Source organism: Microbacterium sp. UBA3486, from assembly GCF_002377845.1.
Lineage (GTDB): Bacteria > Actinomycetota > Actinomycetes > Actinomycetales > Microbacteriaceae > Microbacterium > Microbacterium maritypicum_A.
Genome location: NZ_DFQP01000039.1, coordinates 105,290 through 120,084 on the forward strand (window position 1 = coordinate 105,290; position 14,795 = coordinate 120,084).

At 67.5% G+C, this 14,795-nt stretch carries 13 protein-coding genes; 6 read left to right on the forward strand and 7 right to left on the reverse strand.

Annotation, left to right across the window (positions count from 1 at the left end):
- Positions 1-66: 66 nt before the first annotated feature.
- Genes B2869_RS05320 through B2869_RS05340 form a run of 5 tightly spaced genes read right to left on the reverse strand, consistent with a single transcriptional unit; the run spans position 67 to position 4,967 of the window.
- Positions 67-1,563, reverse strand: coding sequence for an amidohydrolase (locus tag B2869_RS05320; RefSeq protein ID WP_292763471.1), 1,497 nt, complete (start codon positions 1,561-1,563; stop codon positions 67-69).
- Entirely contained in the window at positions 1,560-2,204 is a 645-nt protein-coding gene (locus tag B2869_RS05325; RefSeq protein ID WP_029259196.1) for an FMN-binding negative transcriptional regulator, read from the reverse strand. The genes B2869_RS05320 and B2869_RS05325 overlap by 4 nt, the downstream gene beginning before the upstream one ends.
- Before the next feature lie 39 nt (positions 2,205-2,243).
- Entirely contained in the window at positions 2,244-3,257 is a 1,014-nt protein-coding gene (locus tag B2869_RS05330) for an Fpg/Nei family DNA glycosylase (RefSeq protein ID WP_292763474.1), read from the reverse strand.
- Between the two features lies 1 nt (position 3,258).
- Positions 3,259-3,744 (reverse strand): ribose-5-phosphate isomerase, encoded by a 486-nt coding sequence (locus B2869_RS05335; protein ID WP_292763476.1) that lies wholly within the window; start codon positions 3,742-3,744, stop codon positions 3,259-3,261.
- Between the two features lie 38 nt (positions 3,745-3,782).
- On the reverse strand, positions 3,783-4,967 hold the full coding sequence (locus B2869_RS05340) for a ferrochelatase (RefSeq protein ID WP_292763478.1): 1,185 nt from the start codon (positions 4,965-4,967) through the stop codon (positions 3,783-3,785).
- A gap of 179 nt (positions 4,968-5,146) precedes the next feature.
- Here B2869_RS05340 and pepN point away from each other — a divergent pair, with 179 nt between their 5' ends.
- The 5 genes from pepN (at position 5,147) to B2869_RS05365 (ending at position 12,636) form a co-directional block, all read left to right on the forward strand.
- Positions 5,147-7,699, forward strand: a complete 2,553-nt coding sequence (pepN, locus tag B2869_RS05345; protein WP_292763480.1) for an aminopeptidase N — start codon at positions 5,147-5,149, stop codon at positions 7,697-7,699.
- A 153-nt stretch (positions 7,700-7,852) separates the two neighbouring features.
- Entirely contained in the window at positions 7,853-8,923 is a 1,071-nt protein-coding gene (locus B2869_RS05350; RefSeq protein ID WP_373695372.1) for a mechanosensitive ion channel family protein, read from the forward strand.
- On the forward strand, positions 8,920-9,369 hold the full coding sequence (locus B2869_RS05355) for a globin (protein WP_167254164.1): 450 nt from the start codon (positions 8,920-8,922) through the stop codon (positions 9,367-9,369). Before B2869_RS05350 ends, B2869_RS05355 begins: the two co-directional genes overlap by 4 nt.
- The gene (locus B2869_RS05360) at positions 9,366-11,030 is read left to right on the forward strand and encodes an FAD-binding dehydrogenase (protein WP_292763486.1); all 1,665 of its coding nucleotides are present in this window, start codon (positions 9,366-9,368) and stop codon (positions 11,028-11,030) included. Before B2869_RS05355 ends, B2869_RS05360 begins: the two co-directional genes overlap by 4 nt.
- A 133-nt stretch (positions 11,031-11,163) precedes the next feature.
- A complete protein-coding gene (locus B2869_RS05365) occupies positions 11,164-12,636 on the forward strand; it encodes a serine hydrolase domain-containing protein (RefSeq protein ID WP_292763488.1) in 1,473 nt (490 codons plus the stop codon).
- Here B2869_RS05365 and B2869_RS05370 read toward each other — a convergent pair.
- Entirely contained in the window at positions 12,615-13,280 is a 666-nt protein-coding gene (locus B2869_RS05370; protein ID WP_029259189.1) for a hypothetical protein, read from the reverse strand. The genes B2869_RS05365 and B2869_RS05370 overlap by 22 nt on opposite strands.
- 50 nt (positions 13,281-13,330) lie before the next feature.
- On the opposite strand from B2869_RS05370, the gene B2869_RS05375 reads away from it, so the two are divergent.
- Positions 13,331-14,221: an acyl-CoA thioesterase gene (locus B2869_RS05375; protein WP_021200515.1), complete on the forward strand. Its 891-nt coding sequence runs from the start codon at positions 13,331-13,333 to the stop codon at positions 14,219-14,221.
- An 82-nt stretch (positions 14,222-14,303) separates the two neighbouring features.
- Here B2869_RS05375 and B2869_RS05380 read toward each other — a convergent pair whose 3' ends face one another.
- Entirely contained in the window at positions 14,304-14,789 is a 486-nt protein-coding gene (locus B2869_RS05380) for an acyl-CoA thioesterase (protein ID WP_021200514.1), read from the reverse strand.
- Positions 14,790-14,795: the final 6 nt, after the last annotated feature.

Sequence of the window (14,795 nt, forward strand, 5' to 3'; positions counted from 1 at the left end):
CAAGGGGCGATCCTCGGTTCTCCGAGGATCGCCCCTTCTTCGTGCGCGCTTCGTGCGTGCGGAAGATCAGCCCATGTGGGTGACGTATCCGGCCAGAATCGTGGAGCGAACGGGCATGGATCGCAGGTCCGCCCCTGTCGCCGTGCGAGGATCTGCGGCGCAGAGGGCGATGTCGGCGGGCTCGCCCGGACGCACCGACGAACGCACGCTCGCCTCGAGCGCCTGGTCGATCGTGATCCGTTCTTCCGGATGCCAGGGTTCCCGCGCGTCGTCGGTGCGCGATACCGCAGCCGCGATGGCGTGCCAGGGGTCGAGCTCGGCGACGGGAGCATCGGATCCGAAACGCAGGTGCACGCCGGCGTCGCGCAGCGATGCCAGTGGATAGCCGATCGCGGTCTGCTCCGCCCAGTGGTGATCCACCAGATCACGGTCATCCACGGCGTGCTGCGGCTGGACGCTGGCGACCACCCCGAGGCGCGCGAACCGCGCGAGATCGCTGTGTCGGACGAGTTGCACATGCTCGATCGACCCGACGGCGCCCGTGGTGGTGAAGGCGTCGAGCGCCGAGGTGATCGCCCGGTCGCCGATCGCATGCACGGCCACGCCCAGACCAGCGCCTGTCGCCCGGGTCAGGAGCGCGACGAGTTCATCGGAAGGCACGGTGAGCATCCCGAAGTTGTCGGGGTCACCGGGATAGGAGTGCGAGCAGGCGGCGGTTCGCGTGCCCAGCGAACCGTCGGTGATGATCTTCAGCGGCCCGACGTGGACCAGGCCTCTACCCGGTGTCGGAACGTCGTGCTCCTCGCGGAGTTCTCCCGTGCGCAACCCGGCGCCGATCGCACGGTCGAGGTCGAAGGGGTAGACCGCGAACTCGACACGGTGCCAGGCGAAGCCGGCCTGGACCCGTCGGGGCCAGGCTTCCGCACTCCACGCCATGTCGAAGTCGACCAGGCCGGTGATGCCGCGCGTGGCGGCCTGCTCTCCAGCGCGCATCATCGCGCGGTCGCCATGGGCGGCGTCAACCGCGTTGAGGCGCCGCGAGATCTCGAAGGCGTCGGTCTCGCGGAGCATGCCGTCATCGCTCCGGAACCCCTCACGAGCGAGTGCCGCGCGGTTGAGCCAGACGCTGTGGACGTCGGCATTGATGAGGTAGGTCGGGATGTCCCCGGTCGCCGCGTCCAGGAGGTCGAGTGAGGGCCGATCCGACCACAGGGCGTCACGGAAACCGGTGCCGACACGACGTCCATCCGGCAACGGGGCCACACCGCTCATCGCCGCGGCGGCAGCGGCGGCGGATTCCAGGTGACCGAGCGGCGCTCGTTCCGATGCCAGAGCCCATTGCACCGTGTGCACGTGGTTGTCCCAGAGCCCCGGAACGGCCCAGGCGCCATCACCGCGGATGACCTCGCCCCGCGCCGGCAATGCACCGGTCGGCGCAATGTCGACGATGCGCCCGTCGGCGATGAAGATGTCCACGGGCTCGTCATCCATCAGGAATTCACGCCCGGGGCCCGCGATCCGCACGGCCGTGATGGTGTCGATCGCCGCTCCGCGTTCTGTCACTGCTGTCGTCCTCCTCGGCGCGCGTCCTGTGCGCGCCGCATCTCCGCGGCGAGAGCCGGGTTGGAATACGGTCCGTCGGTCGACAGCGCGGCGATCACCGTCTCGATCGTCTCCGGCGGCTTGTTCTGACTGAGTTTCCTCTTGGCGACGACGCGGGTCGGCGTCAACCGGAAGCCGACAGTCCCCGAAGCGAGCCGCTCGATGTATCCCGGGTCATTCGGACGCTCCCACATACGCCTCGGTTCGGGCATCCGCGATTCGAATCGCTCCACCAGCCGGTCGAGGACGACGAGGTTCTCTTCGTCCGTGAGGATCTCGGGCACGCCGGCCAGATGCACGGCGGTGTAGTTCCACGTCGGCACGGCGGCGACATCGCCGTACCAGCCCGGAGACACGTAACCGTGTGGACCCTGGAACACCGCGAGCATCTCTCGCCGGCCCATGCCGTGGATGAGATCGTCCGGACGGCCGACGTGCCCGACGACGGTCAGGTCGTCGCGCGATTCGTCGAGGAGAACGGCGTAGTGAGAGGCGACGAGTCCGTCATCGCCCGCGCTCATGATCGTCGCCCACGGATTCGCCTCGATCACTCGGCGGATCTCGGTCACGTCGGCCAGCGTGAAGCTGGGATTCTGTCGCATTCGATCAGCCTAGAACGGATGGCGGTGGCAGGTGCGTGGTCAGGCCTGACAACGGGGGCACCAGTAGAGCTTGCGCGCGCCGATCTCCTCGAGGGCGATCTCCGTCCCGCAGATGCGGCACGGAAGCCCCGCGCGGTGATACACCCAGTGGCGGTCGTCGCGGTTTGCCATCGCCGCTCGATAGTCCGCACCGGTGAGACCGTCCATCGTCATCATCTGCCCGGTCTCCACACCGACGGCGAGCAGCCGCACCCAATCGTTCCAGAGCGCACGCACGACGTCTTCGGGCACATCCCGACCAGGTGTGTGCGGATTCAGCCGCTGCCGGAACAGCATCTCGGCCCGGTACACGTTCCCGATGCCGCTCACGACCGACTGGTCCATGAGCAGGAGTGCGATGACCGTCGGCTTCTTCCGGACCGCCCGGACGAACCGCTCTTCGTTCTCGACCGGATCGCCGACGAGCGGATCGGGCCCCAGCTTGGCGACGGTGGCGAGCATCTCTTCGGGCGTCTGCAGCACACAGGCGGTCGGTCCTCGGAGGTCGGCTGCGGTGATGTCGGTCATCAGGCGAAGGCGCACCTGCCCGACGACAGGAGGAGGCCACTCCATCCCCTCGTCGGCGAGGCCCTTCGTCTGCTCCGACATGCGCACATGCACCCGGGTGCGTCGAGGGGCTCCGATCGACGCCAGCGAGTTCTCCCCCGCATCATCGAGGATCGGCTCGTCGAGGATCGGCTCGTCGAGGACGGTACCCCGCTGGTTGGTCTGGCCCATCCGCCCGTTCGCCGAGGCGATGGTCGGGTCGACGAGGATCTCGCCCGCGAAATCCCACGCCCCGTACAGACCGAGGTGCACGCGGAGCCACAGATCGCCTTCCGTCTCGAGGAACATCTGCTTGCCGACGGCCTGCACGCTCACCGCCGCGCGCCCGTCGAGGACCGCGGCACCTTCGGCGAACCGGCCCTGCGGGCTGGAGGCGCTCAGCGTCTTGCCGACGAAGTTGCGGTCGAACTGACGAGCGATCCGGTGGACGGAATGACCCTCGGGCATCTCAGGCCCGCGGGTCCGGGAGCAGGGAGCCGTCGCGTTCGAAGTCCGCGATCTGGCCGATGCGCCGCACGTGGCGCTCGTCTCCGGAGAACGGCGTCTCGATGAAACGGTCGATGAACGAGGTGACCTCGTCGTAGGTGTGCTGTCGTGCGCCGATGGAGATCACGTTGGCGTCGTTGTGCTCGCGGGCCAGTTCTGCCGTCGAGAGGTTCCACACGAGTGCGGCACGGACGCCTTCCACCTTGTTCGCAGCGATCTGCTCGCCGTTTCCGGAACCTCCGAAGACCACACCCAGAGCTTCGACGCCCGCCCGCTGATCGCCGATGACCGCCTGAGCCGCGCGGATGCAGAACGCGGGGTAGTCGTCGATCGCGTCGTACTCGATCGGACCGTGATCGACGACCTCGTGTCCGGCTGCGCGCAGATGTCCCTGCAGCTGGGTGGAGAAGTCGAGGCCCGCGTGGTCGGTGGCGATGTGGATGCGCATGACTCCCATCCTAGAAGTGCACGTGCATCACCGAGAGGTCACGGGGCGACACCGGCCGCGGCCGGCTTGAAGCCCGCGCGGATGTTCTCACAGCACCCGGGACGGCACACGTCGAAACCTCCCGGGAGGGACGTGACATGCGCGCGCTCTTCGTTGGGGCGTCCCTGGAGACGCTCTTCGATCAGGTCGACGATGCCCGTCACGAACGCCGGCGACACGCCCGGGGTGGGTGTGCGCGTGAACGCGAGGCCCGCCTCCTCCGCGGCTTCGGCCGCTTCGGTGTCGAGATCCCACAGGACCTCCATGTGATCGCTCATGAAGCCCACCGGTACGACGGCGACGGCCTTGCGACCGCGCTCGGGCAGCTCGCCGATCACGTCGCACACATCGGGCTCGAGCCACGGCTGCGAGGCGGGGCCGGAGCGGGACTGGTAGACGAGTTCCCAGGACACATCGGCGGATGCCGGAACGGTCTGCCGCACGCGGTCCATCACCCAGGCGGCGACGGCGAGATGCTGTGCGGCGTACGCACCGCCTTCGCCCCAGTCGATGTCCCGTGCACCGGAGCGCTCGGCATCGGCCGTCGGGATGCTGTGCGTCGAGAAGAGGATCTGGATGTCGGCTGCGGCGATGCCCTCGGCGAGGAAGCCTTCGACAGCCTCCCGCACGCCGGTCTCGAACGCTTCGACGAACCCCGGGTGATCGTAGAAGGGACGGATCTTGTCGATCGTCACGGTCTCGCCCAGGCCCGTCTCCTCGAGGATGCGTGCGAAGTCCTCGCGATATTGGCGGCAACTGGAGAACGAACTGTATGCGCTGGTGGCGAAAGCCAGGATCGTGTTGTGACCGTTGTCCGACGCCTCGGTGACGACCTCTTCCAGGTACGGGGCCCAGTTGCGGTTCCCCCAGTAGACGGGGAGCATGATGCCTCGCTCGATCAGGGCGTTCTCGAGCGCCTGCTTGAGCACACGGTTCTGCCCGTTGATCGGGCTCACTCCGCCGAAGTGACGATAGTGGTGAGCAACCTCTTCGAGTCGTTCGTCCGGGATACCGCGCCCGCGCGTCACATTCCGGAGGAACGGGATCACGTCTTCCTGACCCTCCGGCCCGCCGAATCCGGCGAGAAGGATCGCGTCGTAGGCGACCGGCGTGGTCACGAAGGGCGCACCGCCGGAGGCAGCAGGCGAAGCAAAGGGAACGACATTCGGCTCGATCGCAGTCACCCCTCCATCCTCCCACCTCGGCGGAGTGCGGGCGTGCGCACAGCGACCGTTTCTATCCGTTTCCGTTCCTTCGTCGCTGCGAGAGGGCATCCGTCGCACTGGCGTAGGCTGTCAGGGTTGCCGTCGGCGCCAACTGCGCCCAGCCCCGGTGACATCCCCTCACCCCTGGGAGTACAGCTGTGCCTGGAGAGAACCTCACCCGCATCGAAGCGCAGGAGCGCCGCGACGTCATCGACACTCAGTCCTATGAAGTCGCCCTCGATCTGACCAAGGGCGCCGAAGTGTTCGGCTCCCGCAGCGTGGTGCGCTTCACCGCGACGCCGGAGGGCTTCACCTTCATCGACCTCATCGCTCGCGAGGTGCGTGAGATCTCGCTCAACGGCGAGCAGTTGGACCCGAACGAGGTCTTCGCCGACTCGCGCATCGCGCTCACCGGGCTGCAGGCCGAGAACGTCCTCGTCGTGGACGCCGACTGCGAATACACCAACACCGGAGAAGGACTGCACCGCTTCGTCGACCCCGTCGACGGCGAGGTATACCTCTACTCCCAGTTCGAGGTGCCCGACTCGCGCCGCGTGTTCGCGGTCTTCGAGCAGCCCGACCTCAAGGCGACGTTCCAGTTCACCGTGACGGCACCTGCGGCGTGGAAGGTCGTCTCCAACTCCCCCACGCCCGAGCCCATCGTGCACGACGACGACGTCACCGCCACCTGGGGCTTCGAGCCGACCCCGCGCATCTCGTCGTACATCACCGCCCTCGTCGCCGGACCGTATGAATCGACGTTCTCGGAGCTCACGAGCGCCTCCGGCCGTGTCATCCCGCTGGGCGTGTACGGCCGCAAGAGCCTGTGGCAGCACCTCGACGCCGACTACATCTTCGACAAGACGCGCGAGGGCTTCGCCTACTTCGAGTCGAAGTTCGGCGTGCCGTACCCGTTCGCCAAGTACGACCAGCTCTTCGTGCCGGAGTTCAACGCCGGCGCCATGGAGAACGCGGGAGCGGTCACCTTCACCGAGACCTATGTCTTCCGCAGCAAGGTGACGGATGCCGTCAAGGAGCGCCGCGTCGTCACGATCCTGCACGAGCTCGCCCACATGTGGTTCGGTGACCTCGTCACCATGAAGTGGTGGAACGACCTCTGGCTGAACGAGTCGTTCGCCGAGTGGGCGTCGACCATCGCCACCGCCGAGGCCACCGAGTGGACCGAGGCGTGGACCACGTTCAACGCCATGGAGAAGACCTGGGCCTACCGCCAGGACCAGCTCCCGTCCACTCACCCGATCGTCGCCGAGATCAACGACCTCGAAGACGTGCAGGTGAACTTCGACGGCATCACATACGCCAAGGGCGGTTCCGTCCTGAAGCAGCTCGCCGCCTGGGTCGGCATCGAGGCGTTCTTCGCGGGCGTGTCGCAGTACTTCCAGAAGCACTCCTGGGGCAACACCGAGCTGAGCGACCTGCTCTCGGAGCTGGAAGCCACCAGCGGCCGCGACCTCAGTTCCTGGTCGAAGAAGTGGCTGGAGACCGCCGGCGTGAACACGCTCGAGCCGGTCATCGCAGAGGACCACGATGGAAAGATCTCGCGCTTCGCGATCACGCAGACCGCGCCGGCGGACTACCCGACGATTCGCCCGCACCGGCTCGGAATCGGCTTCTACACGCTGACCGACGGTTCGCTCACGCGCACGCACTACCTCGAGGTCGACGTCGACGGCGACCGCACCGAGGTGCCCGAGCTGCAGGGGCTCGCCCGGCCCGACCTCGTGCTGCTCAACGACAACGATCTCGCCTACGCGAAGATCCGCCTCGACGAGAAGTCGCTCGCCACCGCGATCGCGCACCTCGCCGACATCCACGACCCGCTCGCCCGCTCGCTCGTCTGGGGTGCCGCGTGGGATCAGACCCGCGATGCGGAGACCGGCGCGTCGGAGTACCTCGACCTCGTGCTGGGGAACATCGGTCGCGAGACCGAGTCGACGACGGTGCGCACCACACTCGCCCAGCTGCGCACTGCGGCGACGCTGTACGTCACGTCGGCCGACCGCGAGGCGGCGCGGCTGAAGATCGCCGACGGCCTGTGGAGTCTCGCGGAGTCCGCCGAGCCGGGCAGCGACAGTCAGCTGCAGTTCGTCACCGCCTTCGCCAACGCGCTGGTCACCCCGGAGCATGCCGGCATCGTCGGGCGTCTGCGCTCCGGCGAGGACACCCTGCCCGGGCTCGAGATCGATGCCGACCTGAACTGGCAGCTCCTCGTGGGCCTCGCCACGATCGGCGCGACGGATGCCGCGACCATCGATGCCGCTCTCGCCGCGGACAACACCGCCAAGGGCGGGGAGTTCGCGGCACAGGCCCGCGCCTCTCTCCCGGACTCGGCGTCGAAGAAGGCCGCATGGGCGTCGCTCATCGAGCGCGATGACGCCCCGAACACGATCGTCCGCTCGGCGGCACTCGGCTTCACGCACCCGTCCGGAGCAGCGGCGCTGAGCGAGTTCGTCCCCGCGTACTTCGACATGCTGCTCCCCGTCTGGGAGTCGCGCACCTATCAGATCGCGCAGTACCTGATCGTCGGGCTCTTCCCGACGGCCCTGGCCGACATCGCCCTCCGCGACGCGACCCGCGGCTGGCTGGCCGCCCACCAGGACGCTGCACCGGCACTGCGCCGACTCGTGCTCGAGAATCTGGCCGATGTCGAACGGGCGCTCGCTGCGCAGGCGCGCGACGCCGAGGACTGATACCGGAGTAGTAACCGAATCGGAGGCCATCTGCCCCGCGAACGGCGCGTTCGACGAGGACGCACCGCTCCCGGGGCAGGTGGTCTCCGTTTCGCGTGCGGCATCCACCACCCAGCCAGCGCAGAGGCCTGATCGCTAGGATCGGGGGTGATGATGATCTCCTCCACGACGACCACTCCCCCCGACCCCGTGCCGCTTCCCGACTGGGTGACGGCGCTGCTCGGCTGGCTCGGAGCTGCCGGCATGAAGGTGCTCGCCGTCGCGATCATCATCGTGTCGTGCGTGGTGATCGGCCTCGTGCTTCGCGTCGTCATCCGGCGCGTGGTGCACCGCATCGTCGACAGCGCCAAGAACAAGGCGTCCGTCGACGACACACAGGCGCTCGAGCGCTCGCCACTTGCCGACATGCGACTGGTGCAGCGCACCCGCACCCTCGGGACGATCCTGCAGAACATCGTCAATGTGATGCTCGTCGTGATCGCGATCGTCCTCATCGTGAACGCCCTCAACCCGACGCTCCTCGGCTCGCTGACCCTCCTCACCGCCGCCGTCGGTGCCGGCCTCGGTTTCGGCGCCCAGAACATCGTCAAGGACGTGCTCAACGGGATGTTCATCGTCGCGGAGGACCAGATCGGTATCGGCGATGTGGTCGACCTCGGTCTCGCGAGCGGTGTGGTCGAGTACGTCAGCGTGCGCATCACGCAGGTGCGCGACGTCAACGGAACCCTCTGGTACGTGCGCAACGGCGAGGTCACCCGCATCGGCAACATGTCACAGGGATGGGCACGCTCCATCATCGACATCGGGGTGCCGGCGGACTCCGACCTCGACCAGGTCGAGCACATCATGCTCGAGACCGCGCAAGGGCTGTCGAAAGATCCGAAGTGGCGCACCCGCATCATCGAGAAACCGGAGCTGTGGGGACTCGAATCCATCGACGGCGATGCGCTCGTCGTCCGCATCGTCATCAAGGCCCGTGCGAACGCGAAGGACGACGTGGCCCAAGAGCTGCGTCGTCGCTTGCGTGCCGCGCTCCTCGAGAAGGAGATCGGCGTGCCCCGGATGGTCGACGTCGTGCCGACGGGGCTCGACGGCGCCCGTCGGGTACGAGGAGCGAACCCACCCAGGACCCGTCCGAACGCGGTCACGGGCGTGCCGATCATCCCCGATCGTGGGATCTGGCGCCGCAAGAAGCCGAATGATGACGGGAGCCCTCAGAAGTGACGTTCTACGACGAGATCGGCGGGCATGAGACCTTTCGGAAGATCGTCTCGGTGTTCTACCGCGAGGTCGCGCTCGACCCCGTGATGAAGCCGATGTACCCCGAGGAGGATCTCGGACCGGCGGAGGATCGGCTCCGGATGTTCCTCGAGCAGTACTGGGGAGGGCCGACGACCTATGGCGAGACGCGAGGGCACCCGCGACTCCGCATGCGACACATGCCCTTCCACATCGACGCCGATGCCCGCGATCGTTGGCTTCGTCACATGAGGACGGCAGTGGACGAGGCGCAGTTGTCTCCTCTGCACGAAACGACGCTGTGGGACTACCTGGAGCGCGCGGCCTATGCCATGGTGAACACACTCGAGCCTTCCGGCATCGGCCCCGGCCCCGGCGGCCGTCCCACGCTCGAGACCCGCTCACGTCAGGAATCAACGGAGAACTCATGACGACAACGCCCCTGTCCACAGACGTCCTGGTGATCGGATGGGGGTTGGCCGGCCTGGTGGCCGCCGCAGAAGCGCTCGCGGGTGGGAGACGCGTGATCGTCGTCGACCAGGAGCCACGCACGAACCTCGGTGGACAGGCGTGGTGGTCCTTCGGCGGTCTCTTCTTCATCGACTCCCCCGAGCAGCGGCGCTTCGGCATCAAGGACTCCCTGGAACTCGCCACTCAGGACTGGTTCGGAAACGCCGACTTCGATCGGCCGGAGGACGAATGGCCTCGTCGCTGGGCCGAGGCCTACCTGCAGTTCGCCGCCGGCGAGAAGCGCGCATGGCTGAGAGAACGCGGTGTCGGCTTCTTCCCCGTCGTGGGTTGGGCGGAGCGCGGCGGGTACGGCGCCACCGGTCCCGGCAACTCCGTCCCGCGCTTCCACATCACCTGGGGTACCGGTCCGGGGATCGTGGCCCCTTTCGCAGCGGCTGTCGAACAGGGCGAGCGGGAGGGACGGCTCACGGTCCTCCCCCGCCACCGCGTGACGGAACTGCTCGCCGCAGACGGGACCGTCACCGGAGCACGAGGCGACGTCCTCGCGACGAGCGGCTCCAGCCGCGGTGTGCCGTCCTCCCGCGACGTCATCGGCGAGTTCGAGATCACTGCGACGGCGACCATCGTCTCGTCGGGCGGCATCGGAGGCAACCACGACCTCGTCCGCGCAGCGTGGCCGGCGCGCCTCGGTACCGCGCCGGAGCACATGCTCACCGGGGTACCGGCATACGTCGACGGATCGATGCACGGTGTGAGCGAAGCTGCCGGCGCCCGGCTGATCAATGGCGACCGCATGTGGCACTACGTCGAAGGCATCACGAACTGGGACCCGGTGTGGCCGTCACACGGCATCCGCATCCTCCCCGGCCCCTCCTCACTCTGGCTCGACGCGACCGGTAAACGACTCCCCGTCCCCCTGTTTCCCGGATTCGACACCCTCGGAACGCTGGAGCACCTGCGCACGACCGGTCACGACCATTCCTGGTTCGTCACGTCACGCCAGATCGTCGAGAAGGAATTCGCACTTTCCGGCAGCGAGCAGAATCCCGATCTCACCGGCAAGGACGTCGGTCTCCTGGTGAGATCGCGCCTGGCCAAGGGACCGACCGGGCCTGTGCAGTCGTTTCTCGACGAGGGCGAGGACTTCATCGTGGAGAACGACCTGGAAACGCTGCTCGAACAGATGCAGCGGCATCCGGGCGGAGAGCTCCTCGACATCGACAACGTCCGGCGCGAGGTGCTCGCCCGCGACCGCGAGATGCAGAACGACTTCACGAAGGATGCGCAGATCGGGATGCTCCGATCGATGCGCAGCTACCGGGGCGACAGACTGATCCGTACCGCCGCACCGCATCGTCTCCAGGATCCTGCGGCCGGACCGCTCGTCGCCGTGAAGCTGCACGTGCTCACGCGGAAGTCTCTGGGCGGAATCAACACCGACCTCGAGGGCCGCGCTCTGAACGCGGCCGGAGAGCCGATCCCGGGGCTCTATGCGGCAGGCGAGGCGAGCGGCTTCGGTGGCGGGGGCGTGCACGGCTACCGGGCCCTCGAAGGCACGTTCCTCGGCGGTTGCCTGTTCTCGGGACGGACGGCGGGGCGGGCAGCGGCACTCGCGGGCTGAGGCGCGTTCCGAGAGCGCCGGTTCCAGCTTTCCGGATGATGCCGTTCCGGGGATCCCTCCTGCCTGTTCGGGCTACCCCGAGGAAGTGTGTGCGTCACTCGAATCGCTCGATGTTCGTCCCTACTGTGGGCTCGTGCGCCTCCTCCCCGTTCTCGGTCTCCTGTCAGTTCTGATCCCGGGCACCGCCGTTCCCGCCGCCGCGACTTCCGCCCCACTCTCCTCCGACGCCACCGTGCAGGCCTACGTGGATGCGTTCGCGACACCGGGCATAGCTGCGGCGGTGGTCTCCGACGGAGGCGTCGAGCTGATCGTGCGCGGTCGGGATGGGGACGGACGCACGATCACCCCGCACACGCTGTTTCGGATCGCTTCGATGAGCAAGTCGATGACGGCCACGGCGGTCATGCTGCTCGTTCAGGACAGGAAGATCGCGCTCGACGACCGGGTGATCGACAGACTGCCGGAGTTCACCATGGCCGACGAGCGCTATGAGGAGGTCACGATACGGCAGTTGCTGTCGCACACCTCCGGACTCTCGCTGCGAACCAACCCCGAGTTCGCGCTCCCCTCACCACGGACGACCGAGGCGGTCGTGGCCGAGCTCCGTGATCGGCGGCTGGTGGCCGAGCCCGGCGCCCGATTCGAGTATCACAACACCAATTACTCGATCGCGGCGCGCGTCGTCGAAGTCGTCTCCGGCCAGTCGCTGGACGACTTCCTCCGACAGCGCCTCTTCGTCCCGCTCGGCATGCTCGACACACGGAGCGTCGATGCCTGCGATCAGGCGGTCGAACGACTTGCCCCCGGCTTCTCCGTCGTGCTCGGACTCGCTTACGTCATGCCGGAGATGCCCGGACGCTGCGGGGGGAACGGAGGTGTGGTGTCGACGCTCGCCGACATGGTGCGGTGGCTTCGGTTCCAGCAGGGCGAGGTCGGAGCGGGCGTCCTGGATCGCATACTGCTCGAAGAGCTCCATGTCTCTCAGCCGGGCGCGGAGTCCTACGCCCTCGGCTGGCAACGCGCCGCTCCGGGCGGAGGTGACGCCCCCGGCTTCGTCTCCCACGGCGGCACATTGGCCACGTTCACCGGTTCGATGGCATTCGTTCCCGAGACGGGCCGAGCGGCAGTGGTGCTGACGAACGGCGTCGGCTCTCCCGGCGAGCTGGTGCAGAACCTGATCGTCGGTGCCGACGGGGTGGCGGCGAAGCCGTATGAGAATCCGCTGAACATCGTCAACGGGATCCTGTCGGCTCTCGCCGTGCTCGCTCTGATCCTTCTCCTGGTGACCGCACTTCGTGCTCCGCGGTGGGCGGCGCGGAGACGCGCCGCGCGAAGACCACGCGTCTGGCTTCGTCTGGTCCCGCTGACGCTCGTCATCGTGGCGGGCCTGTTCGTCCCGCTCGCACCGGCATTGCTCGGAGGATCGGTCGAATGGCAGTACTGGGTATTCGACCTCTGGCTTTTCCCGCTCCTCGATGTTCTCGGGATCGTGCTCGTGCTGGGGGGAATCAGTGCTCTGGTGAGCAGGATCGTCGCGCTCCTAGTCGTGCCGGTCGCGTCCCGGGGGCGCCTGCGCGCTTCGCGTCAGTCGAGCACGCCGGTCTGACGCACGCTCGTGAGGCCAGAGGCGACCGGTCCCCGAGAGAGCACATGCCCGCGCCGGAAGGCGAGTCGCGTCCATCGCCCGGATCGAGTCACCGATACCTGCTCCTCGCCGGAGATGAAACCCATCGCGTCCGCGGCGAAGGCGACCCCTCTCGGCAGACCCTCGAGCTCCTCGTCCGGCTCACCCCAGATCGCGGCACGCAGCGCCCGCACGGCTTCTTCTCCGGCGCCCGGCGTCGCGCCTCGGGCGACGGCGGAAATGCCCCACTGTGCTCGTCGGGCCAGCGTCGAGGCGTCGAGGACGGCTGACCGTTCCCATGGACCGCGAGGCGGAGCGATGCCGGCCCAGGCCGGAGAGAGGCCCGTATCCGGGAGGGTCAGGCGATCGGGGCCGTCGGTCTGCGTGAGCTGGTCGACGACGACATCGCACTCGAGTTCGGGGTCGGCATGGACGATGCGCATCGCGAGGATCGTCGGCGTCTGATCGAACAGACCGTGTGGTGCCAGGGCCGCCGTCGTGAGCGCGAGGACTCCCCCCGTCGCCTGCAGTCGTACGCCCTCGTCGCTGATTCTGGCGGCTCGCCCCACGAATGTCAGAACGTCTTTCGCCGTGTCGGCGTCGGCGAGGAGAAGGTGATGCGGCACGCGTTCTAAACTACCAACGGAGCGGCGTCCCGGGGCGCGGAGAGGAATCCATGAGCGCGGAAGAACACGCCATCCAGACCGTCGAGCGACTGCTCGAGGTCCTCGATCTCGATTCGACCCAGGCACGGACCACCGAGGACATCTTCACCGGTTCGTCGCACCCGATGCCCAGCGGGCGGATCTACGGTGGACAGGTTCTCGCCCAGGCGCTCCTCGCTGCGGAACGCACCCTTCCCGAAGATCGGGCGGTGCACTCGATGCATGGATACTTCCTGCGCCCCGGCGATGCGAGTCAGGGCATCACGATCTCGGTCGATCGTATTCATGACGGGCGCTCATTCTCGACACGCCGTGCCCAGGCATACCAGAACGGCGTACCCATCTTCTCGATGATCGCCTCGTTCCAGGATGCGGATCCCGGCGTCGAGCATGCGTCGTCGATGCCCGAGGGCATCCCCGAGCCTGAGGCCCTCCAGCCGGACGAGGACCGTGTACAGGGACTCCCCGGCGGCACGGCGCGGATGCTGAGCGACCGAGCGGCTGATGTCCGCCATGTCGACTCGCCGATGTATCTGCCGAGCGACGATGCCCGCACACCGCAGCAGGCCGTGTGGATGCGCCTTCGCGCGCCGCTTCCGGATGACCAGCGTCTGCACCGCGCAGCGCTCGCCTACCTCAGCGACATGACGATCCAGGAGTCGATTCTTCGCGCGCACGGGGTCTATTGGGCGCTCCCCGGTCTCAAGGTCGCGAGTCTCGATCACGCGATGTGGTGGCACCGCCCTGCTCGCGTGGATGAGTGGTTGCTCTACGTGCAGGAGTCACCCAACGCCCGCGGAGGCCGCGGACTCGCCACCGGACGGATCTTCACACGCGACGGCACCCTGGTGGCGAGTGTCGCCCAGGAGATCATGATCAGGGTTCCCGACGGCCAGGACTGAACTATCCGCTCAGACTTCTCGTCGTGCTGCGGGTCTGCCCGGGTGGCCGTGCTCTGGTGCACGCCGTCGGTACCTGTGGCGGTCAGCGGTGGCTGTACTCGATCGATTCGCCGACGTACGGATCCCACGCGTCGCGCATCTCCTGGGTGAGACGGGTGGGACGTCCGGTCTTCGCATCGACGAGCACGATGATCGCCGTGGAGCGGGCGTAGATCTGACGCGGCGCCGCCGTGGGATCGTTGTGCACCTCGTAGCAGACCTCGACGCTGGATCCGCCGAGCTTGCCGAACCACATCTGCACTTCGAGCGGTCGCCGCTGATAGGGCACCGGCGCGAGGTACTCGATCTCCTGTCGCGCGATGAGGGTGAGGATCCCCTCATCGATACCCGAGTCGAGCACCGCGGTGGATGGTGCCTCTTCGCCGGGGCCTGCACGCCAGAATGCTCGCACACGAGCTTCCTCGAGCAGCTTCAGCATCGAGGTGTTGTTGACGTGGTTGAACGCATCCAGATCGCCCCAGCGGAGCTGGATCGGGATGTGCAGGCGGGGCCCCGGCGTCGCAGTCACGAGGTG

Coding starts and splice junctions, on each gene's coding strand:
- B2869_RS05325 (WP_029259196.1), bottom strand. CDS start 2,204: ATGCGACAGAATCCCAGCTTCACGCTGGCCGACGTGACCGAGATCCGC.
- B2869_RS05330 (WP_292763474.1), bottom strand. CDS start 3,257: ATGCCCGAGGGTCATTCCGTCCACCGGATCGCTCGTCAGTTCGACCGC.
- B2869_RS05335 (WP_292763476.1), bottom strand. CDS start 3,744: ATGCGCATCCACATCGCCACCGACCACGCGGGCCTCGACTTCTCCACC.
- B2869_RS05375 (WP_021200515.1), top strand. CDS start 13,331: ATGAGCGCGGAAGAACACGCCATCCAGACCGTCGAGCGACTGCTCGAG.
- B2869_RS05350 (WP_373695372.1), top strand. CDS start 7,853: ATGATCTCCTCCACGACGACCACTCCCCCCGACCCCGTGCCGCTTCCC.
- B2869_RS05360 (WP_292763486.1), top strand. CDS start 9,366: ATGACGACAACGCCCCTGTCCACAGACGTCCTGGTGATCGGATGGGGG.